Genomic DNA, 16,843 nt, shown 5'->3' with positions numbered 1-16,843 from the left:
GGCGGGGTGCGGGACACCATGAGGGACATCGTCGAGACGGTCGTCGGGTTCGCGCGGACGGTGCGCGCCGCGGGCGGACGCGCCGATCCGGAGCGCGTGCAGGCGATGCTGGCCGCGCTCGACCACCTCGACGTCCTCGACCCGCGCGACGTGTACTGGGCCGGGCGGCTCACCCTGTGCGCCGACCCCGAGGACCTGCCGCGCTACGACCGCTGCTTCGCCGCGTACTTCTCCGGCCGGACGGCCGTCCCCCGGCCCCGCCGGACGCCGCCGCCCGCCGTCGTCCGGGCGGTGGTCGTCGCGCCGCCCGTCCCGGACCCGCCGTCCGACGACGGGTCCGCGGCGCCGGACGACGTGAGCGTCGCGAGCGCGAGCGGCGTGGAGGTGCTGCGGCACCGCGACGTGTCCCGCCTCGGCCCGGACGAGCGCGCCGAGATCAACCGCCTGATCGCCGTCCTCGGCGCGTCCGCCGAACCCCGCCGGTCACGCCGCCTCGCCCCGGCGTCCGCCGGACGTCTCGACCCCGCCCGCACCGTGCGCGAGGTCCTGCGCCGCGGCGGCGAACCCGCCGTGCTGCGCCGCCGCGCCCCGCGCGTCCGTCCCCGCCGCCTCGTCCTGCTGGTGGACGTGTCCGGTTCCATGGCCCCGTACGCCGACGCCCTCCTCCGCTTCGCCCACGCGGCCGTCCGCGCCGGGACGTCCGGGCGGCGGGTCGAGGTGTTCGCCGTGGGGACGCGGCTCACGCGGGTGACCCGGGAGCTGGCGGCGCGGGACCCGGACGCGGCCATGCGGGCGGCGGCGGACGCGATCCCGGACTGGAGCGGCGGGACGCGGCTCGGCGAGGAGCTGAAGGAGTTCCTCGACCGCTTCGGGCAGCGGGGGATGGCGCGCGGCGCGGTCGTCGTGGTCGCGTCGGACGGCTGGGAGCGCGGCGACGCGGCCCTGCTGGGGGAGCAGATGGCGCGGCTCGCGCGGCTGGCGCACCGGGTGGTCTGGGCGAACCCGCACAAGGCGCGGCCCGGGTACGCGCCGCTGACCGCCGGGATGGCCGCCGCCCTCCCGCACCTTTCCGCGTTCACCTCCGGGCACAGCCTGGCCGCCCTGGAGGAGCTCGCCCGACTGATCGGAGACCCGGGTCATGCGTGACGTGCTCGACGACATCGCCGCCTGGTACGCGTCCGGGCGGACGTTCGGCCTGGCCACCGTGGTCGGGACGTTCCGCAGCGCGCCGCGTCCGCCGGGCGCGTCGATGGCGGTGTCGGCGGACGGCGAGGCGGCGGGCAGCGTGTCCGGCGGGTGCGTCGAGGGCGCGGTGTACGAGCTGGCGCGGGAGGTCATGGAGTCGGGGCGGCCGGTCGTCCAGCGGTACGGGGTGACCGACGACGACGCGTTCGCGGTGGGACTGACCTGCGGCGGCATCCTGGACGTCCTGGTCGAGCCGGTCGACGCGGCGTCCTTCCCGGAGTTCGGTGAGGTCGCCGCCGCGATCCGCGCGCACCGCCCGGTCGCCCTCGCGACCGTGGTGGCGGGCCCCGGGCGCATCGGCGCCCGGCGCGTCATCTGGCCCGCCGACGCGTCCGGGCCGAGCGGTTCCGGGGCGAGTGGCTCCGGGCCGGACGGGCCGCGGGGGGCGTCGGGGTCGCTGGCGCCGGGGGAGCCGTACGCGGCGCGGCTGGACGCGGCCGTGGACGACGACGCCCGGGGAATGCTCGCCCAAGGGCTCACCGGGCAGCGCCACTACGGGCCGGAGGGCGAGCGGCGGCTGGACGACCTGACCGTGTTCGTGCAGAGTTTCGCGCCGCCGCCGCGCCTGCTGGTGTTCGGCGCGATCGACTTCGCCGCGGCCGTCGCGCGCGTCGGCAAGTTCCTCGGGTACCACGTCACGGTGTGCGACGCGCGTCCGGTGTTCGCGACGTCCAAGCGCTTCCCCGACGCGGACGAGGTCGTGGTCAGGTGGCCGCACAAGTTCCTGGACGACGCGGAGGTGGACGAGCGGACGGCCATCTGCGTCCTCACCCACGATCCGAAGTTCGACGTCCCGCTGCTCGAGGTCGCGCTGCGCACGCCCGCCGGATACGTCGGCGCGATGGGCTCGCGTCGCACGCACGAGGACCGTCTCGCGCGCCTGCGCGAAGCCGGGCTCACCGAAACGGAGCTGTCGCGGCTGCGTTCGCCCATCGGCCTGGACCTCGGTGCGCGGACGCCCGAGGAGACCGCCGTGTCGATCGCGGCGGAGCTCGTCCAGCTGCGGTGGGGCGGTTCGGGCCGTCCGCTGTCGGACACCGAGGGCCGGATCCATGGCGAACCGTGATCCGGCGGCTACCCTGCCGGGATGACCCTGCACGGAGCGCAACCACCCGCCGGCCTGCTGCTCGCCGCCGGTGGCGGCAGCCGTCTCGGACGGCCGAAGGCGCTGCTGGAACTGGACGGCGAGCGCCTCGTGGACCGCGGCGTCCGCACCCTGCACGACGGCGGCTGCGCGCCGGTCGTGGTCGTCGCCGGGGCGGTCACGGTCGAGGTGATCGGCGCGGTCGTCGTGCCGAACCCGGACTGGGCGTCGGGCATGGGCTCGTCTCTGCGCGCGGGCCTGGCGGCGCTCCCGCCCGAGTGCCCGGCGGCCGTCGTCGCCCTGGTCGACCAGCCGCGCGTCACGTCCGCCGCCGTGTCCCGGCTGCTCGCCGCCTACGAGGACGGCGCGCGCGTCGCCGTCGCCACCTACGGCGGACGCCCGCGCAACCCGGTGCTCATCGCCCGCGAGCACTTCGACGCCGTCGCCGCGTCCGCCGTGGGCGACGTCGGCGCGCGCCCGTTCCTGCGCGCGAACCCCGACCTGATCACGCCGGTGGCCTGCGACGACGTGGCGTCCCCGGACGACATCGACACCCCGGCCGACCTCGCCGCCTACCTCGTCCGCAACGACGCCTAGCCGGTCGGGCGGGTCAGGGCGCGACGGGCTCCAGGACCTCAGGTGAGGCGGTGGGCGTGGACCTCCTGGTCCAGGCGCCAGGTCCGGCCGCCGTCGGTGGACCGCTCGTTGCGCCAGTGGAAGGTGTCGGCGGCGATGTCGGCGAAGGTCCAGCGGACGAGGGCGCCGGGCGCGGCGCGTTCCATGACGATCTCGTCGCCGATCTCGCGGGCGTACATGTGCAGGATGTCGCCGCGGGTGCCGTGGAAGGTGAACCGCCACAGCCGCAGGCGCTGGTCCCAGATGCGCACGCACAGGCCGCATTCCTGGTCGGGGGCGCGGCCCTCGGGCGGGAGGTCCGCGCGTCCGGGCCACTGCCAGACGTCCAGGACGGCCCGGCCTTCGAGGGCGTAGCCGAACTCCCATTCGCCGTCGACCCGGCGGGGCGGGGAGCCCGCGGGGTAGTAGGTGATCTCCGTCCGCCAGTGTCCGGCGAGGCGTCCGAACTGGCGCATCTCGGTCGCGTACAGGCCGGTGGGGCCGTCGGCGAGCAGCGTCTTCACGCGTGGGCCTCCACGGTGGCGAGCGGGGTCAGGGCGGAGGTGAGGCAGTCGACGATGGGCGCGGCGTGCGCGCCGTCCGGGTCGCGTTCCGGGTCGTAGACGGTGATGTCGAGGCCGATCACGCGGCCGGTGCCGACCAGCGACGACAGGAGTTCGGCGAGCTGGGCGAAGTCCATTCCGGGACGTCCCGGGGTGTCGACGGCGGGCAGGACGCGCTCGTCCAGGACGTCCAGGTCGACGTGGAGCCAGACGCGGTCCAGGCCGTGGCGGTCCAGATGGGCGCGGACCTGTTCGCCCAGGTCGGCGATGCCGACGCGCTCGATCTGGCGGGCGGTGAAGCGGGTGAACGGGAGGTCCGCGTCCTCGTCCCGGTCGCCGATCTGGACGACGTCCTCGTCGGCGACCAGGGGACGGCCCACGCGCGGCCAGTGGGTGAGCAGGAGTTCGCCCCGGCCGGTGGCCAGGGCGAGGTCCATTCCGGCCGCGTTGCCGAGCGCGGGGCCGGAGCCGCCGTCGCCGGGGTGGCGGAAGTCGTTGTGGCCGTCGACGTGGACCAGGCCGCAGCGTCCGTCGTGGCGGGCCCCGAGGAGGCATCCCAGCAGGACGCTGCAGTCGCCGCCCAGGACGACCGGGAACCGGGACGCAGCGAGCGCCTCCCGGACCGTCCCGGCCAGCCGGAGGGTGTGCTCGCGGAGCGTCACCCCGTTGCGGACGCGGGTCGCGGGCTGGGCGTCGAAGTCGTAGGGCGGACGGTCGAGCTCCACCAGCCGCGCGGGGCGCAGGCGGTCCTCCAGTCCCGCCGCCAGCAGCGCCTCCGGGGCGCGCCAGGCGCCGGGTTCGTGTCCCGGCTCGGGCGGGCGTAGTCCCAGGTTCCACGGGGCCGCGATCAGCTCCACAGCAGTGGCCAAGGCCCTCTCCTTCCAGCTCACCGTCATTCCAACCGGATAACATCAGTACACTGGTTGGACGGATGGAGGCAAACCGACGAGGAGAGGCGGTCACCGGTGGACGCGGTCGTCCGGACGCACACCTTCACGTCCCGGGACCTGGTCGGCGGTCATGCCGTCCTCGACCTGGTGAACACGGTCACGGCGCGCAACGCCGAGCCGGTCGACTGGCTCGACGGCCACCCGCGGCTCCTCGAATGGGCCGCGCTCACCGGACGGTTCGCCCCCGCCGATCTCGACCACGTGCGGCGCCTGGCCGAGGCCGATCCCGATGCCGCCGCGGAGTCCCTCGACCGCACGCGCGAGCTGCGCGAGGCGCTGCACGATCTCGTCACGGCGCTGATCCGCCAGGACGCGCCGGGGCCCGCGGAGGCGATGAGCCGGGTGGAGGAGCACTGGAAACGCGCGGCCGCCGCCGCCCGCCTCACCGTTGGTGAGGACGGGGCGCGGTTCGGGGTCGGCGTTGAGACCTCGGGCCTTGAGTACCTCAACCATGAGCTGGTTCTGCGGGCGGCCGACCTGTTCCGGGATCCGCCGCTGGAACGCACCCGCGTCTGCCCTGGCCAGCGGTGCGGCTGGGTGTTCATCGACACCTCACGTGGCGGCCGTCGCCGCTGGTGCGACATGGCGACCTGCGGGAACGCCTCCAAGGGCCGGACTCACTACCAGCGGAAACGGCACCCCGCGAGTGACGAGTAGCCCTCTCGGCCCGGTGGCCCGGGCCGCACGGCCGTCAAGGCGTCGGGGGCAGGACGGCCGGGTCGACCGCGCCGCAGTCGACCGCGCGCTGGAGGAGGGCGGTGAGGGACCTGATGGTGGCGGGCTCGTCCAGCACCCCGGACTGCTCGTTCCGGAGGCGGGCGGTGCGGGGCCCGGAGGCGGAGTCGTCCGGGACGCCGCCCTCCCCGCCCGCGGCGGCCCGCTCGTGCCAGGCGCGGACGCGGGCGACGGCGGCGTCGTCCACGGCCTCGAGGTAGAAGCGGTAGACGGCGGCGTAGCGGCTCGGAAGGTGCGCGGGGTGCAGGTCCCAGCCCTGGTAGAAGCCGTTCGACAGCGAGTGCCAGACGTGGTCGGCGTGCTCGGTCCAGACGCCGTGGACCTCGTCGGTGGAGTCGTGGCGCGGGACGACGTTGGACGAGCCGTCCGACAGGCGGACGCCGGTTCCGGCGAGCGTCACCTGCATGATGTTGCGGGCGAAGTCGCAGGCGGGGTGGTCGAGGCGCTGCTCCTCGGGCGGCAGGCCGCAGGCGGCGGTGTAGTCGTACACGCCGAATGCCGCGCCGGTCATCCGGCCGCGCCCGGCGGCGACGATCCCGCGCAGCCCGATCCGTCCCTCGTGGTCGATGATCGCCTCGGTGGTCTCGACCTGGATCTCGAACCGGAGGATGCCGCCGGGCAGGCCGAGCGCGCCCTCGAGCCGTTCCAGGTAGTCGGTGAAGACCGCGACGTGCTCGGCCATCACGACCTTCGGGAAGGTGATGGTGAACCCGCCGGGCAGCCGTCCGAGGCGGTCGCGCAGCGCGGTGAGGAAGGCGTCCAGGGTGCGCATCGACCGCTCGTGCCCGCCGTCGGCGAACGACTTGACCCGCAGCCCCCAGTAGTGCGGCAGCGTCCGCGCCTCGTAGGCGGCGGCGACCGACTCCACCGCGTGCGCGACGTGGCCGTCCTCCTCGGCGTCGGAGCGGACGCCGTAGCCGTCCTCGAAGTCGATCCGCAGGTCCTCGACCGGCTCGGTCGCCAGCTTGGCGGCGACGCGCTCGCGGACGGCGCCGGCGATCCCCGGGTCGAGGCCGAACGCCGGGCCGAACGTGCCCGCGCCGGGCGCGTGCGTGTTGAGCAGGCGCAGCGCCTCCGCGCCGAACTCGGCGGCGGTGCCGGGGGTGAAGCGGTCGGCCGGGACGTAGACGGTGTGCACCGGCTGCCGTCCCTCGGCGGGCCCGGGGAAGGTCGCGGCGTGCGTCTCGCGGATCGCGGCGACGCGGGCGGACAGGTCGTCGATCGAGGGCACGCTGAGGTTCACTCCGCCATGATCCCCCATGAACCGCCCGTCCGGGCGCCCGGAGCGAGATCGATCCGGTCCGTCCCGGTGACGAACGCGTTCGGCGGCGCGGTCATCGGCTCGACGGCGAGACCGAGTCGGCGGTGCCCGGCCGGGATCGTGTGGGCGGTGTACACCTCGATCCACGGGTGCGCCTCGTCCGTCCAGAGGGCGACGGTCCGCCCGTTCCCGGTCAGGCGCGCCCAGGCGCGGCCGTGCTCGTCGCGGGTGAGGCCGGTGTAGGCGTTGTCGATCTCCCGGGATCCGAGGACCGTGCCGCCGCGCAGGTCGCGGTCGGTGCCGTCCACCGGGACGGGCGCGTCCAGGGGGATCATCCGCTCGCCCGCCGGGAGGAAACGCGCGGCGTCCAGCGTGACCGCGCACTCGTCGATCGGGACGCCGACGGTCAGGTACGGGTGGGCGCCGTGCGCGTACGGCGCGGGACGGGTGCCGGTGTTCTCGGCGGTCAGCGTGACGGTCAGGCCGGTCTCCGCGGAAAGGACGTACCGGGCCGTGAGGGCCAGCCGGAACGGGTAGCCCTGCGCGCCCGGAATGTCGAGCGTGAGCGTGACGCCGTCGTCGGTCTGCTCGGTCGCCGTCCACGCCGACCAGCGGGCGAGGCCGTGGATGGCGTTCCCGTACTTCGGCTCGGTGAGCGCCAGCTGGTAGGACGCGCCGCCGAAGGTGTACCGGCCCTGGTCGACGCGGTTCGGGAACGGGACGAGCAGCTGGCCGAAGGCGGCCGGGGCGAGCGTGTCCGCGTCGTGCGTCAGGATCAGGTCGCGTCCGTCCAGGGTGAGGGCGCGCAGGCTCGCGCCCGCCTCGGTCACCACGGCCCGGTAGGGGCCCGCGGTGAGGATGTGCTGGGTTCCGGTCAGGGGACGCTGCTCGCTCATGCGCGGCAGGTTATCCCGAGACGATCATGAGGGCTCAGCCCGCGGTCACGTCGATGCGCGTCACGGTCGTCTCGAGGCGTCCGGAGAGCGGGACGGGGACGGGCAGGTCCCCGCCTCGCGCGGGACGCCGTTCGGGGGCCTCGGCGTCGGCGCGGGGGGCGGCCAGGGCGAGCGCGGCGCGGCAGCCCGCGAGGACGCCCCAGGCCAGGTCGGCTCCGGAGGTGTGGCCGACGGTGAGCAGCCGCCGGACGGCCGGGCCGGGCGGTTCGTGTCCGGCGACGCCGCGCAGGACGGCCGCGACCTCGCCGCCCGCCTGGCCCTTGGCCGCGCAGTGCAGGAGGGTCGCGGCGAGCGCGGTGGTGCGCGTGTCGGCGTCCTCGGTGACGGCCGCGCCGAGCCAGTCGGCCAGCCAGACGGCCTGGTCGCCGCCGCGCACGGCCCGTCCGAGCAGCCGGCACGCGACGAGCAGCCCGGCGAGGACGTCGTCGCCGCTCGGGGTGAGGCCGGGCCCGAGCCCGACGATGCGCTCGGCCGCCTCGACCGCGCCCGCGAGGTCGCCGTCGGCGCACGCCTCGGCGAGCCGGGCGGGGCCGCGGTGCCCGGCGAGCCCGCCCGCCGCGGCCGGTCCCGCGTCGCGGAGCGCGACCTCGAGCGAGTGGATTCCGCGCGTCAGGGACGCGGTCGTCAGGGCGGCCAGAACCGGCGTCGGATCCCACCAGCGGCGGGCCTTGACACGGAAGCCGCACGTCTCGACGCGTCCCTCGCCGATCCACGCCTCGGCCCCCTCGCGGACGCCCGCGAAGGGCCGTTCCCGCGCCGGGACGACCAGCACGACCGCGTTCGGGAGCCGGACCGCGCCCTCGGTGACCACGGCGAGCACGCGGGGCTCGGGGACGCCTCTGACCTCGAGGTACACCGCCGCGGGGAAGACCGCGATCACGCGCGCGGGACGTCTCGGGGCGTCCAGCAGCCGGCGCAGTGGAAGCGCCGCCGCGCCCGCCGGGGAGGGGCCCTGCCGGGCCGTCGGCTGGAGCGGTTCGCGGACCGGCACGCCCACCCAGCCTCCCGGGACTCGTCCGCCGGCCCGCGTCGCTGCGGGCCGAGCCTCTCGGTGACCGTAGACCCCTGTGCGCGAGGGGCGTATGGGAAAAGCTGCCAAGGATGCTTGTCATGGTTCGTCTTTGTTGTCAGGGTTGATCGCGAAATCGGTATCGATCGCGACCCCCCTCCGCGGTCGACCGTCAAAGGCGAGGTGACACCTGCATGAGTGACATCCGCGTGAACACGGGCCCACCCGCCCACCGGTTCGCGAGCACCGGCACCCTCACCCGGGGCCTGCCGGTCGGCGAGGTCCTCGACGTCCCGGCACTCACCGGCGCACGGCTCATCGCCGGACGCGCCGGGCTCGGGCGCGTGGTGCAGCGGCTCAACGTGATGGAGGTCCCCGACATCCTCCCGTGGGTCAAACCCAACGAGCTGCTGCTGACCACGGGCTATCCGCTGCGCGGCACCCCGCGCGGCCTCACCGGCCTGGTCGGCGACCTGGACGAGCGCGGGGTCGCCGCGCTCGCCATCAAGCCCGGCCGCTACATGGCCGAGCCGCCGCCGGACATGGTCGAGCAGGCCGACCGGCGCGGCTTCCCCCTGATCCTGCTCCCGGCCGACGTCGGCTTCGACGACGTCATGAACCAGGTGCTCACCGACATCCTCAACCGGCAGGCGGCCGTCCTCGCCCGCACCGAGGAGGTGCACCGCGCGCTCGTGCAGACCGTCCTGTGCGGCGGCGGGCTGCGCGAGGTCGTGGACGAGGTCGCCGCGCACCTCGGCGCCGCCGTCGCGGTGCTGGACGGCGAGCGGCGCGTGCTCGCCGCCGCGGGCGCCGAGGACCAGGTCCGGGCCGTCCGGGCGCTCACGCTCCGGGGCGACGCCGGGCCACCGGGCCCGGCCGAGGGCGACCACCTGGTCGTCCCGGTCGTCGCGGGCGGCTTCGACCACGGCCGCCTGGTCGCCTACCGCCCGGACGGCGCGCTCGGCGAGGGCGCGCTCGGCATCCTGGAACGCGCCGCGACCGTCGCCGCGCTGGTGGTGACCAAGCAGCAGGCCGTCGCCGCGGTCGAGAGCAAGTACCGCGCCGACTTCCTCCGTGACATCCTCGCCGGACGGGCCGGGGACGACGACCGGGTCATCGCGCACTGCTCGGGCTTCGGCTGGGACCTGGACCGTCCGGTCCTGGTCATCGTCGCCGAGCTGGACGGCCGTCCCCGAACCGAACCTGAAAGCGGGCAAGGCTCGCAAACCGGGCCAGGGCGTCCGGCTCGTCCGGCCGACTCACGGGCCCGTGGCCGCGCGGTCAAGGCCGACGGCCATCCGGACGCCTCGTCCGCGACGGCGCCGCGTCCGGTCGCCGCGCGAAGACCCGACACCGCCCTGGCCGAACCGGAGCCCGTCCGGTCCCTGGCGCCGGACCCGTTCGGCGACCCCGGCGGCCTCCCGGTCGCCGACCTCCCCCTCCCGGTGGACGCCGCCGTCCGCCCCACCCGGACCCTCGCGGGATCGTCCCGCGGCGGCACCGGCACGGCCGACCCGGCCGCCGCGTCCGCACGCGCCGGACACGACGCCGGCGGCCCCGGCCGCGCCGCCCCCGACCCGGGCCCCGACCGCACGACCTCGGACCCGGGCTCCGGCCGAGCGGCCTCCGACGCGGGCCGCGGCCGAGCGGTCTCCGACGTCGGCCCTGGCCGTGTGGTCTCGGACGTGGGCCCGGGACGCGCCGTCTCCGACGCAGGCCCCGGCCGAGTGGTCTCCGACACAGGCCACAGCCGTGACGGCTCCGACGTCGGCTCAGGACGCGCGGTGTCCGATGCGGGTCATGGTCGCGGCGGCCTCGACGTGGGTCCGGGGCGTGTGGTGTCCGACGTGGGCCCGGGGCGTGTGGTGTCGGACGTCGGTCCGGGACGTGCCGTGGCCGATGTCGGTCCCGGACGGCGGGGCACACGCGCGGCCACCGGACGGCCCGGTGGCGGCGGAGCGGTGCGCGCCGGGCGCGGGGCCGAGGAGCGGGCGGCGCAGGAACGGCTCGCGGCGGCCTGGGCGGCGGCGGTGCGGCGGCACGACCGTGGCGCGGCCGTGGCCAGCTTCGCGCACGAGGTCGTGGCGGTGGTGGGCGCCGACGGCGACGATCCCGACCTGGACGGTGGACCGGTCCACACTCTGGTCAAGGAGGCCGCCGCGCTCTTCGCCGAGCACTCGTCGGTCCGCCGGACGTTCTCGACCGGCATCAGCCGCACGGTCGTGTCGCCGTCCCGGCTGCCGGAGGCGTACGAGCAGGCGCTGAAGGCCGTCCGGGTCGGACGGCAGCTGCACGGCGACGGCGCGCGGGCGCACTTCGACCAGCTCGGCGTGTACCGGCTGCTCAGCCTCGTCCCCGATCCGGAGGAGCTGCACGCGTTCGTCCGCGAGACGCTCGGCGACCTGGCCGCCGACGACGAGCCGGAACTGGTGGACCTGCGCCGGACGCTCCAGGTGCTCCTGGAGACCAACCTCAACGTCGCCGAGACCGCGCGGCGGCTCCACTTCCACTACAACACGCTGCGTTACCGCATCGGGAAACTGGAACGGCTGCTCGGACCGTTCACCGAGGACGCCCATCTCCGCCTCAACCTGACGCTCGCCCTGCACGTCCTGCGGATGCGGGGGATCTAGCGGCCGCGCGCGGGCCTCGGCCGCTGCGCCACCCCCGGTGGTGCGCGGCCGGGCCCGGGTGCGGCATTCTCGTTCACGTAGCGTAAACGAGAATTTCAGGAGTTCTGGATGGTGTTCGGCTGGAAGGTGCACGGCGACGGGAAGACGCCTCCGCCCGGGGAGGTCGTGCGCCCGGACGAGCGGCTGTCCTGGCCGCGCACCGCGGGCATCGGGGCCCAGCACGTGGTGGCGATGTTCGGTGCCACGTTCGTCTTCCCGGTGCTGATGGGGCTGGACCCCAACCTGGCGATCATGATGTCCGGGGTCGCCACCATCCTGTTCCTGCTGATCACGAGCGGGCGGGTGCCGTCCTACCTCGGGTCGAGCGCGTCGTTCGTCGGGGTCGCGGCGGCGATCCGCGCGGCGGGCGGGGACTCCGGGACGGTGACCGGCGCGATCCTCTGGGTCGGCGTCGCGCTGCTCGCGGTGGGGCTGGTCATCCACTTCCTCGGCGCGAACGTGCTGCACGCGGTGCTGCCACCGGTCATCACGGGCGCGGTGGTCATGCTGATCGGGTTCAACCTCGCGCCGGTCGTCGCGAACGTCTACTGGCCGCAGGACCAGTGGGTCGCGATCGGGACGATGGCGTTCGCGGTGCTCAGCGCGGTGCTGCTGCGCGGCTTCTGGGCGCGGATCAACGTGCTGCTGGCGCTGGTGTTCGGCTTCGGGCTGTCCTGGGTGCTGGACAAGACGGCGGGCCAGGTCACCTCCGTCCAGGGCGGCCGGAACCTGCTGGACGCGTCGGGCCACCCGTGCCCGACCGAGGGCCCGTACTGCGTGGCGACGGCGTTCCCGCACGACCGCGTGGACTTCTCGGCCGTGAAGTCGGCCGACTGGCTCGGGCTGCCGCACCTGCACGGCCCGAACTTCAAGATGTCGGCGATCCTGCTGGCGCTGCCCGTCGTCATCGCGCTGATCGCCGAGAACACCGGGCACGTGAAGGCCGTCGCCGCCATGACCGGCGACGACCTCGACCCCTACATCGGCCGCGCGCTCGCCGCGGACGGCCTCACCACCACCCTCGCGACGGCGGTCGGCGGCGCCCCGACGACCACCTACTCCGAGAACATCGGCGTCATGGCCGCGACCAGGATCTACTCGACGGCCGCGTACTGGGTCGCGGCGCTCGTGGCGATCGCGGTCGGGTTCGTCCCGAAGTTCGGCGCGCTGGTCGCGGCGATCCCGGGCGGCGTGCTCGGCGGCATCACGGTCGTCCTGTACGGCATGATCGGCCTGCTCGGCGCGAAGATCTGGGTCGAGAACCGGGTGGACTTCGCCGACCCGGTCAACCTCGTCCCGGTCGCCGCGGGCCTGATCCTGGCGATCGGGAACGTCACGCTCCACATCACCGACAGCTTCCCGCTGCAGGGCATCGCGCTCGGCACGGTCGTCCTGCTGATCGGCTACCACCTGCTGAACCTGGCGGTCCGGCGGCGCGACCCGTCCGACATGGGCCGCGGCATCATCGCCCCCATGGAAACCGAGATCGGCGGCGACGTCCGCCGCTCCACCGACTAGCGAGTCCTGTGCTGGCGGGGTTGCCTTGGGGAGCGGGGGACCTCAACCCCGCCAGCGCATGAACCCTAGTCCGCTCCCTCAACCTCATCAGCGCAACCGAATAAGCTCCCCAAACGCCCACTACCTGCGGAGATGTTCCGGTCGCCCCACGCCGCGGCCGCCGCCAGCGGGAGACCGCGCCATGGTCCGTCACCTGAGGTGAGTTGACCAGATTTCCTGACTGTGGGGCATCCGGGCACAGGGCTTACTCGGTGTCGATGTCGGTCTCTCCCTCACCGGGCTTGGCGACGAGACCGTACAGGGCCATGAACGCCCGCTCGCACTCGGCGAGGTAGTCCCGCCGAAGCTCGATGAACCCCTCATCGTCACCGGCGGCGAGGCGGGCCATCGCCTCCTTGGGGATTCCGTGGCCCGCGAGCACACGGTCACCGACGTCGTCGGAGAGGCCGAGCAGGGTCTTCTTGACCGAAACTCCGGCCTTCGTTGTCATGATGACCCTGTTCGCCGGACTCGACGTGGCGGCGAGCCCGCGCGTTCTGACGATGTGTCGGTAGGCCGAGGTGGCCTCAGCGGCGAGGATGTCCACGCCCTTCAGCTCACTGCCGTCCGCCGCCAAGCGGTCGGGAAACTCGCGCAGCTCCCAGATGATGAACGCGCGAACCCGTGCGCTGCGCAGATCGAAACGATTCGGGAAGGGCTGGGCGCGGACGTCCTCGGGAGTGATCGTGCCTTCGTCCTTGGCGAACCGCCTGATCTGCTGGATCGCCTGCTTGATCTGCGTCGTGTTGGCACCCGCGAAGAAGCCCGACCAGGACGTCACCCAGAACCAGCGCGTCAGCTCCGAGAGCTGGTGCGGGCTCGGTTCGGGGCATTCATGGAAGAACGTCACAAGAAGCATGAACTGGGCGTCATACGGGATCAACCGCGCCAGCGGCACCCCGACCGTGCCGCGGAGGAAGTCCACGGCTCGGATCAGCGCCGCTTCGGTCGCTTCGGCGGAGTCGCCGAGATCCTCCTGGATGCGCTTGGCCAGCACCTCCCAGCGGGCCTCCTGGACGTTGTCCTCTCCGGCGACCGCGAGGACGGCCCGGAACAGCGCGTCGGAGGAGACGTCGCCGAAGCCGGTGTCGGCGACCTGCTCCACCATGGCGTCGAGGCGTTCCGCGAGGGTCGGTCCTTCCCCCTTGCGGTAGGTGAGCGCCGAGACCATCTCGGTCGGGCGCATCGCCTGGCCGGTGCTGTTGACGCGGGAGAAGACCTCCACGGCGTTGGTGAGGTTGCCGCCCACGAGCCGGACGACCGAGATCCGGTACGACCTGATGCGCTGGGCGACGACCTCGGCCTCCCTGATGAGCCGATCAGGATCTGCGCCGGCCGGCGGGTCGTCGATCAGCGTCCGGGAGAAGCTCAGGAACTCCGTCGTCCGCAGGATCGAACGAAGCGGGAGGTAATGGGACGGCGGAGGGGCGGCGGACTTCCAGTGCCGATACCGGTTGAGACCGTCGTCCGCCTCACCCAGGATCCGGTACGGCCACCACATCCAGTCCGCCTGCTCCTGGGAACGCCCGAGCGTTTCGGGGCGCCTGAGGGTTCCGTAAAGGGCGGAGAGACGCTGATGGCCGTCCAGGGCATAGGAGATCGCCGACCCCGGCACCGGCTGCTTGCGAGGCTCGATGCCGCCGATGCTCTCGAAGGTGGCGAACTCCTCATGGGTCTCCCAGAAGAGCAGGCTGCCGATGGGGTACCCGCGCTCGACGCTGTCGAACAGGTCGAGGATCTGCTGCGGGCGCCAGACGAACGGACGCTGGAACCGGGGGACCCGTAGCTTTCCCTCGTCGATCAGCGTCATCAGGTCCTCCATGAGGAGGATCTCCGGTTTGACGGTGATCTCATGCTCGTCGGCTGCCATGGACCTATCCCTACAGGATCTCTCGCAGCATCGCGAGAAGACCGCGCAGCTCGCCCGGCACGGCCTCGCCGACGTCGCGGGCGAGGTCGGCCTCGGTGAGGCGGTGGGCCATGGACTCCAAGGCGGTCATCAGGCCCGAGCCGAAGCCGTCCTCGAGTCCGGCGATCGTCCTGGGGTCGGCATCGGCGAACAGGTGCCGTTGCTGCTCGGGCACCCCTTTCGTCTTCTTGAAACCGTGCTTCATGTCGAAGTGCCCACGCTGATCGTGGTCGAGCTTCTTGAGATGATCGAGCCGCGCCGACGAGTGACGGATCGGCCTCACCGCGTGGAGAACTCTGTTGGGCACGTAGTTCTCGGCCTCGCGAAGGGTCAGCACATGGATTCGCAGGCCGAGCGCGCGCAGCTCTGCGATTCGATGCGCGTTCTTCTCGGGGGTGCCAGGTGCCCACCGGTCGCTGTCGAGCAACGCCGCTGCGCGCTTGACCCGGCGGAAGGAGTCGTGTTCTTCCTGCGATCTCCGGTAGACGTCTCCGCCGCCCCCGTGCCCGAGCTGCAGCCAGCGCTTGTCGATGGCGTCCAGGATGTCCGCGCCCCCGCAGATCCGGGCAATGGCGTTGACGAAGCATCTGTCGGATCCGTCGTTCTCCACCACGAGGACGGCCGGCCGGTCGAGATCGTCGACATGTTCCTTGAGGTCGTCCGGGGAGATTCGCACAGGACGAGGTGCCGCTGAGGTCCTGTAGGCGTGCTGCTGTGTGGCGGCCTTTCTGGCGAGCTGCTGGTACGCCGGAACCCGGGGCGGGGCCATGTTCCTCTCAATGAGGGAGTCTGCGGCCTTGGCGAGCTGCGGGGCGATCACCCACGAATGTCGCCCCTTGTTGAAGTGGCCCAGGAGGGTCGAGATCTCGTCTGCAGGCTCGGTCATCTCGAGAACCGCCGCTGTCAGCTCAACCCGCATCGCTCTCCAGACGCGTCTCCTGGGCCTCGGCAAGGGCGCGCACCTCTTCGAAGCCCTCCTCGAAGATCCCTTCCGGCCAGTAGTCGACGTTGCCGAGCTCATCGACGTTGATCCGGCGGACCGTCGAGAACTCACCGCCGTCATCAACGAAGTAGAGCGCCAGCCGCTTCGCGTCCAGCTCGCCCTCTGCGACGCGGCGCCGGAGGCGTAGCAGAAAGGCCTCGCTGTGCGTCTCGACGAGAAATCTGACCGAGGCCACGTCGATGGCCCTGATGTAGAGGTCGGCCAACATGGCCTGTGCGGACGGGTGCAGGTGGAGTTCGGGTTCTTCGACGACCTCCAGCACGTCGCGCTCGGGTGGGTCGAGCTCGTCCTGGGCCCTGCGAACCAGGAAGGGCAGGATCTGGGAGATTCCCGTCCCAATGTCGGTGGCGGGGACCCACAGGTCCTTCGTCTCCAGCGACCGCAACCCCACCGCGTAGCCGTCGAGGTGGGGCTGGACCTTCAGTTCCCAGGCGGGAAGCGCCGTACGGAGGTACTCGTTGATCTTGTTGATCAGGCGTCCCTTCCGGCGCACGTGATCGTAGGCCAGGATCTCCGCCGTGCGACTGCCGAACTCGTCATGGTCGGGTTCCCGCGCGGGGAGGCGCACCAGCCGCTTCGGTTTGAAGCGGAACGGTCCTAGATGGTGAATCACGTCGAAGGACGAGCGCACGCGTTCCGGGGCGAACCATCCGGTGCCGTCCCCGTCGGGGAGTTCGGTCGGCAGCAGTCCCTTGAAGTCCATCGACACGGTCGAGCGGTCCGGCCTGCGGTAGACCTGCTGTTCCAGCTCCTCGTCCGTACGCCCGGAAACCCACGTGTAGGACGCCCTGCGGCCGCCGGAGGTCAGCGACCACTCGAGGACCCGCTGGCTGTACAGCTCGGGGACGTTCTGAACCGTGGCGTCGAGCGTGTACTCCTCGCCCCCCGGGCCGGTCAACCCAAGACCGATCGTGACGCTGCTCAGGTCCAGCCGCCCGTGAACCAGGTCGGTGAACTCTGGTGCGTCGTCCCCGAACTGTTCGAGGTCGAAGGGCAGCGGGTGGTCGTTGCGGATACCGGTCTGCAGGATGAGCGGCGCACGGACCAGCGCGCTCTTGCCCGAATTGTTCTTCCCCAGCACCACGGTGATCGGGCGCAGTTCCACGTCCTGCCGCTCCGCGAAGCACCGGTAGTTGCGGAGCGAGAGATTCACCAGGGCCATGTCGGCAGACCCTAACGGGCCAGTGAGCCTCGGATCCTGGGAACGGGGTGATTCCGTGTGGGCTCGGGCAGCCCTGGGGATTTCGTTCGCGTTGGGCTGGAGAGTGAAAGCCGTGGTCGCGG

The 16,843-nt window shown here is 73.0% G+C and carries 14 protein-coding genes; 6 read left to right on the top strand and 8 right to left on the bottom strand.

Going from position 1 to position 16,843, the window contains the following annotated elements; genetic code table 11:
* Positions 1 to 18: 18 nt before the first annotated feature.
* Genes P696_RS0105915 through P696_RS0105905 form a run of 3 tightly spaced genes read left to right on the top strand, consistent with a single transcriptional unit; the run spans position 19 to position 2,926 of the window.
* Positions 19 to 1,146, top strand: coding sequence for a vWA domain-containing protein (locus tag P696_RS0105915; protein WP_034483685.1), 1,128 nt, complete (start codon positions 19 to 21; stop codon positions 1,144 to 1,146).
* Positions 1,139 to 2,311, top strand: coding sequence for an XdhC family protein (locus P696_RS0105910; RefSeq protein WP_026411594.1), 1,173 nt, complete (start codon positions 1,139 to 1,141; stop codon positions 2,309 to 2,311). Before P696_RS0105915 ends, P696_RS0105910 begins: the two co-directional genes overlap by 8 nt.
* Before the next feature lie 21 nt (positions 2,312 to 2,332).
* A complete protein-coding gene (locus P696_RS0105905) occupies positions 2,333 to 2,926 on the top strand; it encodes a nucleotidyltransferase family protein (RefSeq protein WP_026411593.1) in 594 nt (197 codons plus the stop codon).
* Positions 2,927 to 2,964: 38 nt separating this feature from the next.
* Here the strand turns inward: P696_RS0105905 and P696_RS52095 are convergent, their stop codons facing one another.
* Together P696_RS52095 and P696_RS43595 are read right to left on the bottom strand one after the other, a co-directional pair.
* Positions 2,965 to 3,468, bottom strand: a complete 504-nt coding sequence (locus P696_RS52095) for a hypothetical protein (RefSeq protein ID WP_051466934.1) — start codon at positions 3,466 to 3,468, stop codon at positions 2,965 to 2,967.
* Positions 3,465 to 4,376 (bottom strand): arginase family protein, encoded by a 912-nt coding sequence (locus tag P696_RS43595; protein ID WP_034483332.1) that lies wholly within the window; start codon positions 4,374 to 4,376, stop codon positions 3,465 to 3,467. Before P696_RS43595 ends, P696_RS52095 begins: the two co-directional genes overlap by 4 nt.
* Positions 4,377 to 4,472: 96 nt before the next feature.
* On the opposite strand from P696_RS43595, the gene P696_RS0105890 reads away from it, so the two are divergent.
* Positions 4,473 to 5,114, top strand: a complete 642-nt coding sequence (locus P696_RS0105890; RefSeq protein ID WP_026411592.1) for a CGNR zinc finger domain-containing protein — start codon at positions 4,473 to 4,475, stop codon at positions 5,112 to 5,114.
* Between the two features lie 34 nt (positions 5,115 to 5,148).
* Here the strand turns inward: P696_RS0105890 and P696_RS0105885 are convergent, their stop codons facing one another.
* Genes P696_RS0105885 through P696_RS43590 form a run of 3 tightly spaced genes read right to left on the bottom strand, consistent with a single transcriptional unit; the run spans position 5,149 to position 8,406 of the window.
* Positions 5,149 to 6,435: a DUF6986 family protein gene (locus P696_RS0105885; protein WP_026411591.1), complete on the bottom strand. Its 1,287-nt coding sequence runs from the start codon at positions 6,433 to 6,435 to the stop codon at positions 5,149 to 5,151.
* Positions 6,432 to 7,349 carry an aldose 1-epimerase family protein gene (locus tag P696_RS0105880; protein ID WP_026411590.1) on the bottom strand — a complete coding sequence of 306 codons (918 nt, stop codon included), beginning with the start codon at positions 7,347 to 7,349 and terminating at the stop codon, positions 6,432 to 6,434. The genes P696_RS0105885 and P696_RS0105880 overlap by 4 nt, the downstream gene beginning before the upstream one ends.
* Before the next feature lie 34 nt (positions 7,350 to 7,383).
* Entirely contained in the window at positions 7,384 to 8,406 is a 1,023-nt protein-coding gene (locus P696_RS43590) for an oxamate carbamoyltransferase subunit AllH family protein (RefSeq protein ID WP_064743906.1), read from the bottom strand.
* Between the two features lie 206 nt (positions 8,407 to 8,612).
* Between P696_RS43590 and P696_RS57910 the strand changes: the two genes are divergently transcribed.
* Positions 8,613 to 11,051 carry a PucR family transcriptional regulator gene (locus tag P696_RS57910; RefSeq protein WP_245627522.1) on the top strand — a complete coding sequence of 813 codons (2,439 nt, stop codon included), beginning with the start codon at positions 8,613 to 8,615 and terminating at the stop codon, positions 11,049 to 11,051.
* Positions 11,052 to 11,159: 108 nt separating this feature from the next.
* The gene (locus tag P696_RS0105865) at positions 11,160 to 12,608 is read left to right on the top strand and encodes a uracil-xanthine permease family protein (RefSeq protein ID WP_026411589.1); all 1,449 of its coding nucleotides are present in this window, start codon (positions 11,160 to 11,162) and stop codon (positions 12,606 to 12,608) included.
* 244 nt (positions 12,609 to 12,852) lie between these two features.
* Here the strand turns inward: P696_RS0105865 and P696_RS0105860 are convergent, their stop codons facing one another.
* The 3 genes from P696_RS0105860 to P696_RS0105850 are packed head-to-tail and all read right to left on the bottom strand — an operon-like array spanning position 12,853 to position 16,721.
* Positions 12,853 to 14,517, bottom strand: coding sequence for a DUF262 domain-containing protein (locus tag P696_RS0105860; RefSeq protein ID WP_026411588.1), 1,665 nt, complete (start codon positions 14,515 to 14,517; stop codon positions 12,853 to 12,855).
* 10 nt (positions 14,518 to 14,527) lie between these two features.
* Positions 14,528 to 15,475, bottom strand: coding sequence for a hypothetical protein (locus tag P696_RS0105855; protein WP_026411587.1), 948 nt, complete (start codon positions 15,473 to 15,475; stop codon positions 14,528 to 14,530).
* Positions 15,465 to 16,721: a DUF3696 domain-containing protein gene (locus tag P696_RS0105850; protein ID WP_026411586.1), complete on the bottom strand. Its 1,257-nt coding sequence runs from the start codon at positions 16,719 to 16,721 to the stop codon at positions 15,465 to 15,467. Before P696_RS0105850 ends, P696_RS0105855 begins: the two co-directional genes overlap by 11 nt.
* Between the last annotated feature and the right edge of the window lie 122 nt (positions 16,722 to 16,843).

It is taken from the genome of Actinomadura oligospora ATCC 43269 (assembly GCF_000518265.1).
GTDB lineage: Bacteria > Actinomycetota > Actinomycetes > Streptosporangiales > Streptosporangiaceae > Spirillospora > Spirillospora oligospora.
Note: the sequence above shows the minus strand (reverse complement) of the source record. Positions and strands in the feature narration are given on the sequence as shown.

Coding starts and splice junctions, on each gene's coding strand:
- P696_RS0105850 (WP_026411586.1), bottom strand. CDS start 16,721: ATGGCCCTGGTGAATCTCTCGCTCCGCAACTACCGGTGCTTCGCGGAG.
- P696_RS0105915 (WP_034483685.1), top strand. CDS start 19: ATGAGGGACATCGTCGAGACGGTCGTCGGGTTCGCGCGGACGGTGCGC.
- P696_RS0105860 (WP_026411588.1), bottom strand. CDS start 14,517: ATGGCAGCCGACGAGCATGAGATCACCGTCAAACCGGAGATCCTCCTC.
- P696_RS57910 (WP_245627522.1), top strand. CDS start 8,613: ATGAGTGACATCCGCGTGAACACGGGCCCACCCGCCCACCGGTTCGCG.
- P696_RS0105880 (WP_026411590.1), bottom strand. CDS start 7,349: ATGAGCGAGCAGCGTCCCCTGACCGGAACCCAGCACATCCTCACCGCG.
- P696_RS0105865 (WP_026411589.1), top strand. CDS start 11,160: ATGGTGTTCGGCTGGAAGGTGCACGGCGACGGGAAGACGCCTCCGCCC.
- P696_RS0105855 (WP_026411587.1), bottom strand. CDS start 15,475: ATGCGGGTTGAGCTGACAGCGGCGGTTCTCGAGATGACCGAGCCTGCA.
- P696_RS0105910 (WP_026411594.1), top strand. CDS start 1,139: ATGCGTGACGTGCTCGACGACATCGCCGCCTGGTACGCGTCCGGGCGG.
- P696_RS0105905 (WP_026411593.1), top strand. CDS start 2,333: ATGACCCTGCACGGAGCGCAACCACCCGCCGGCCTGCTGCTCGCCGCC.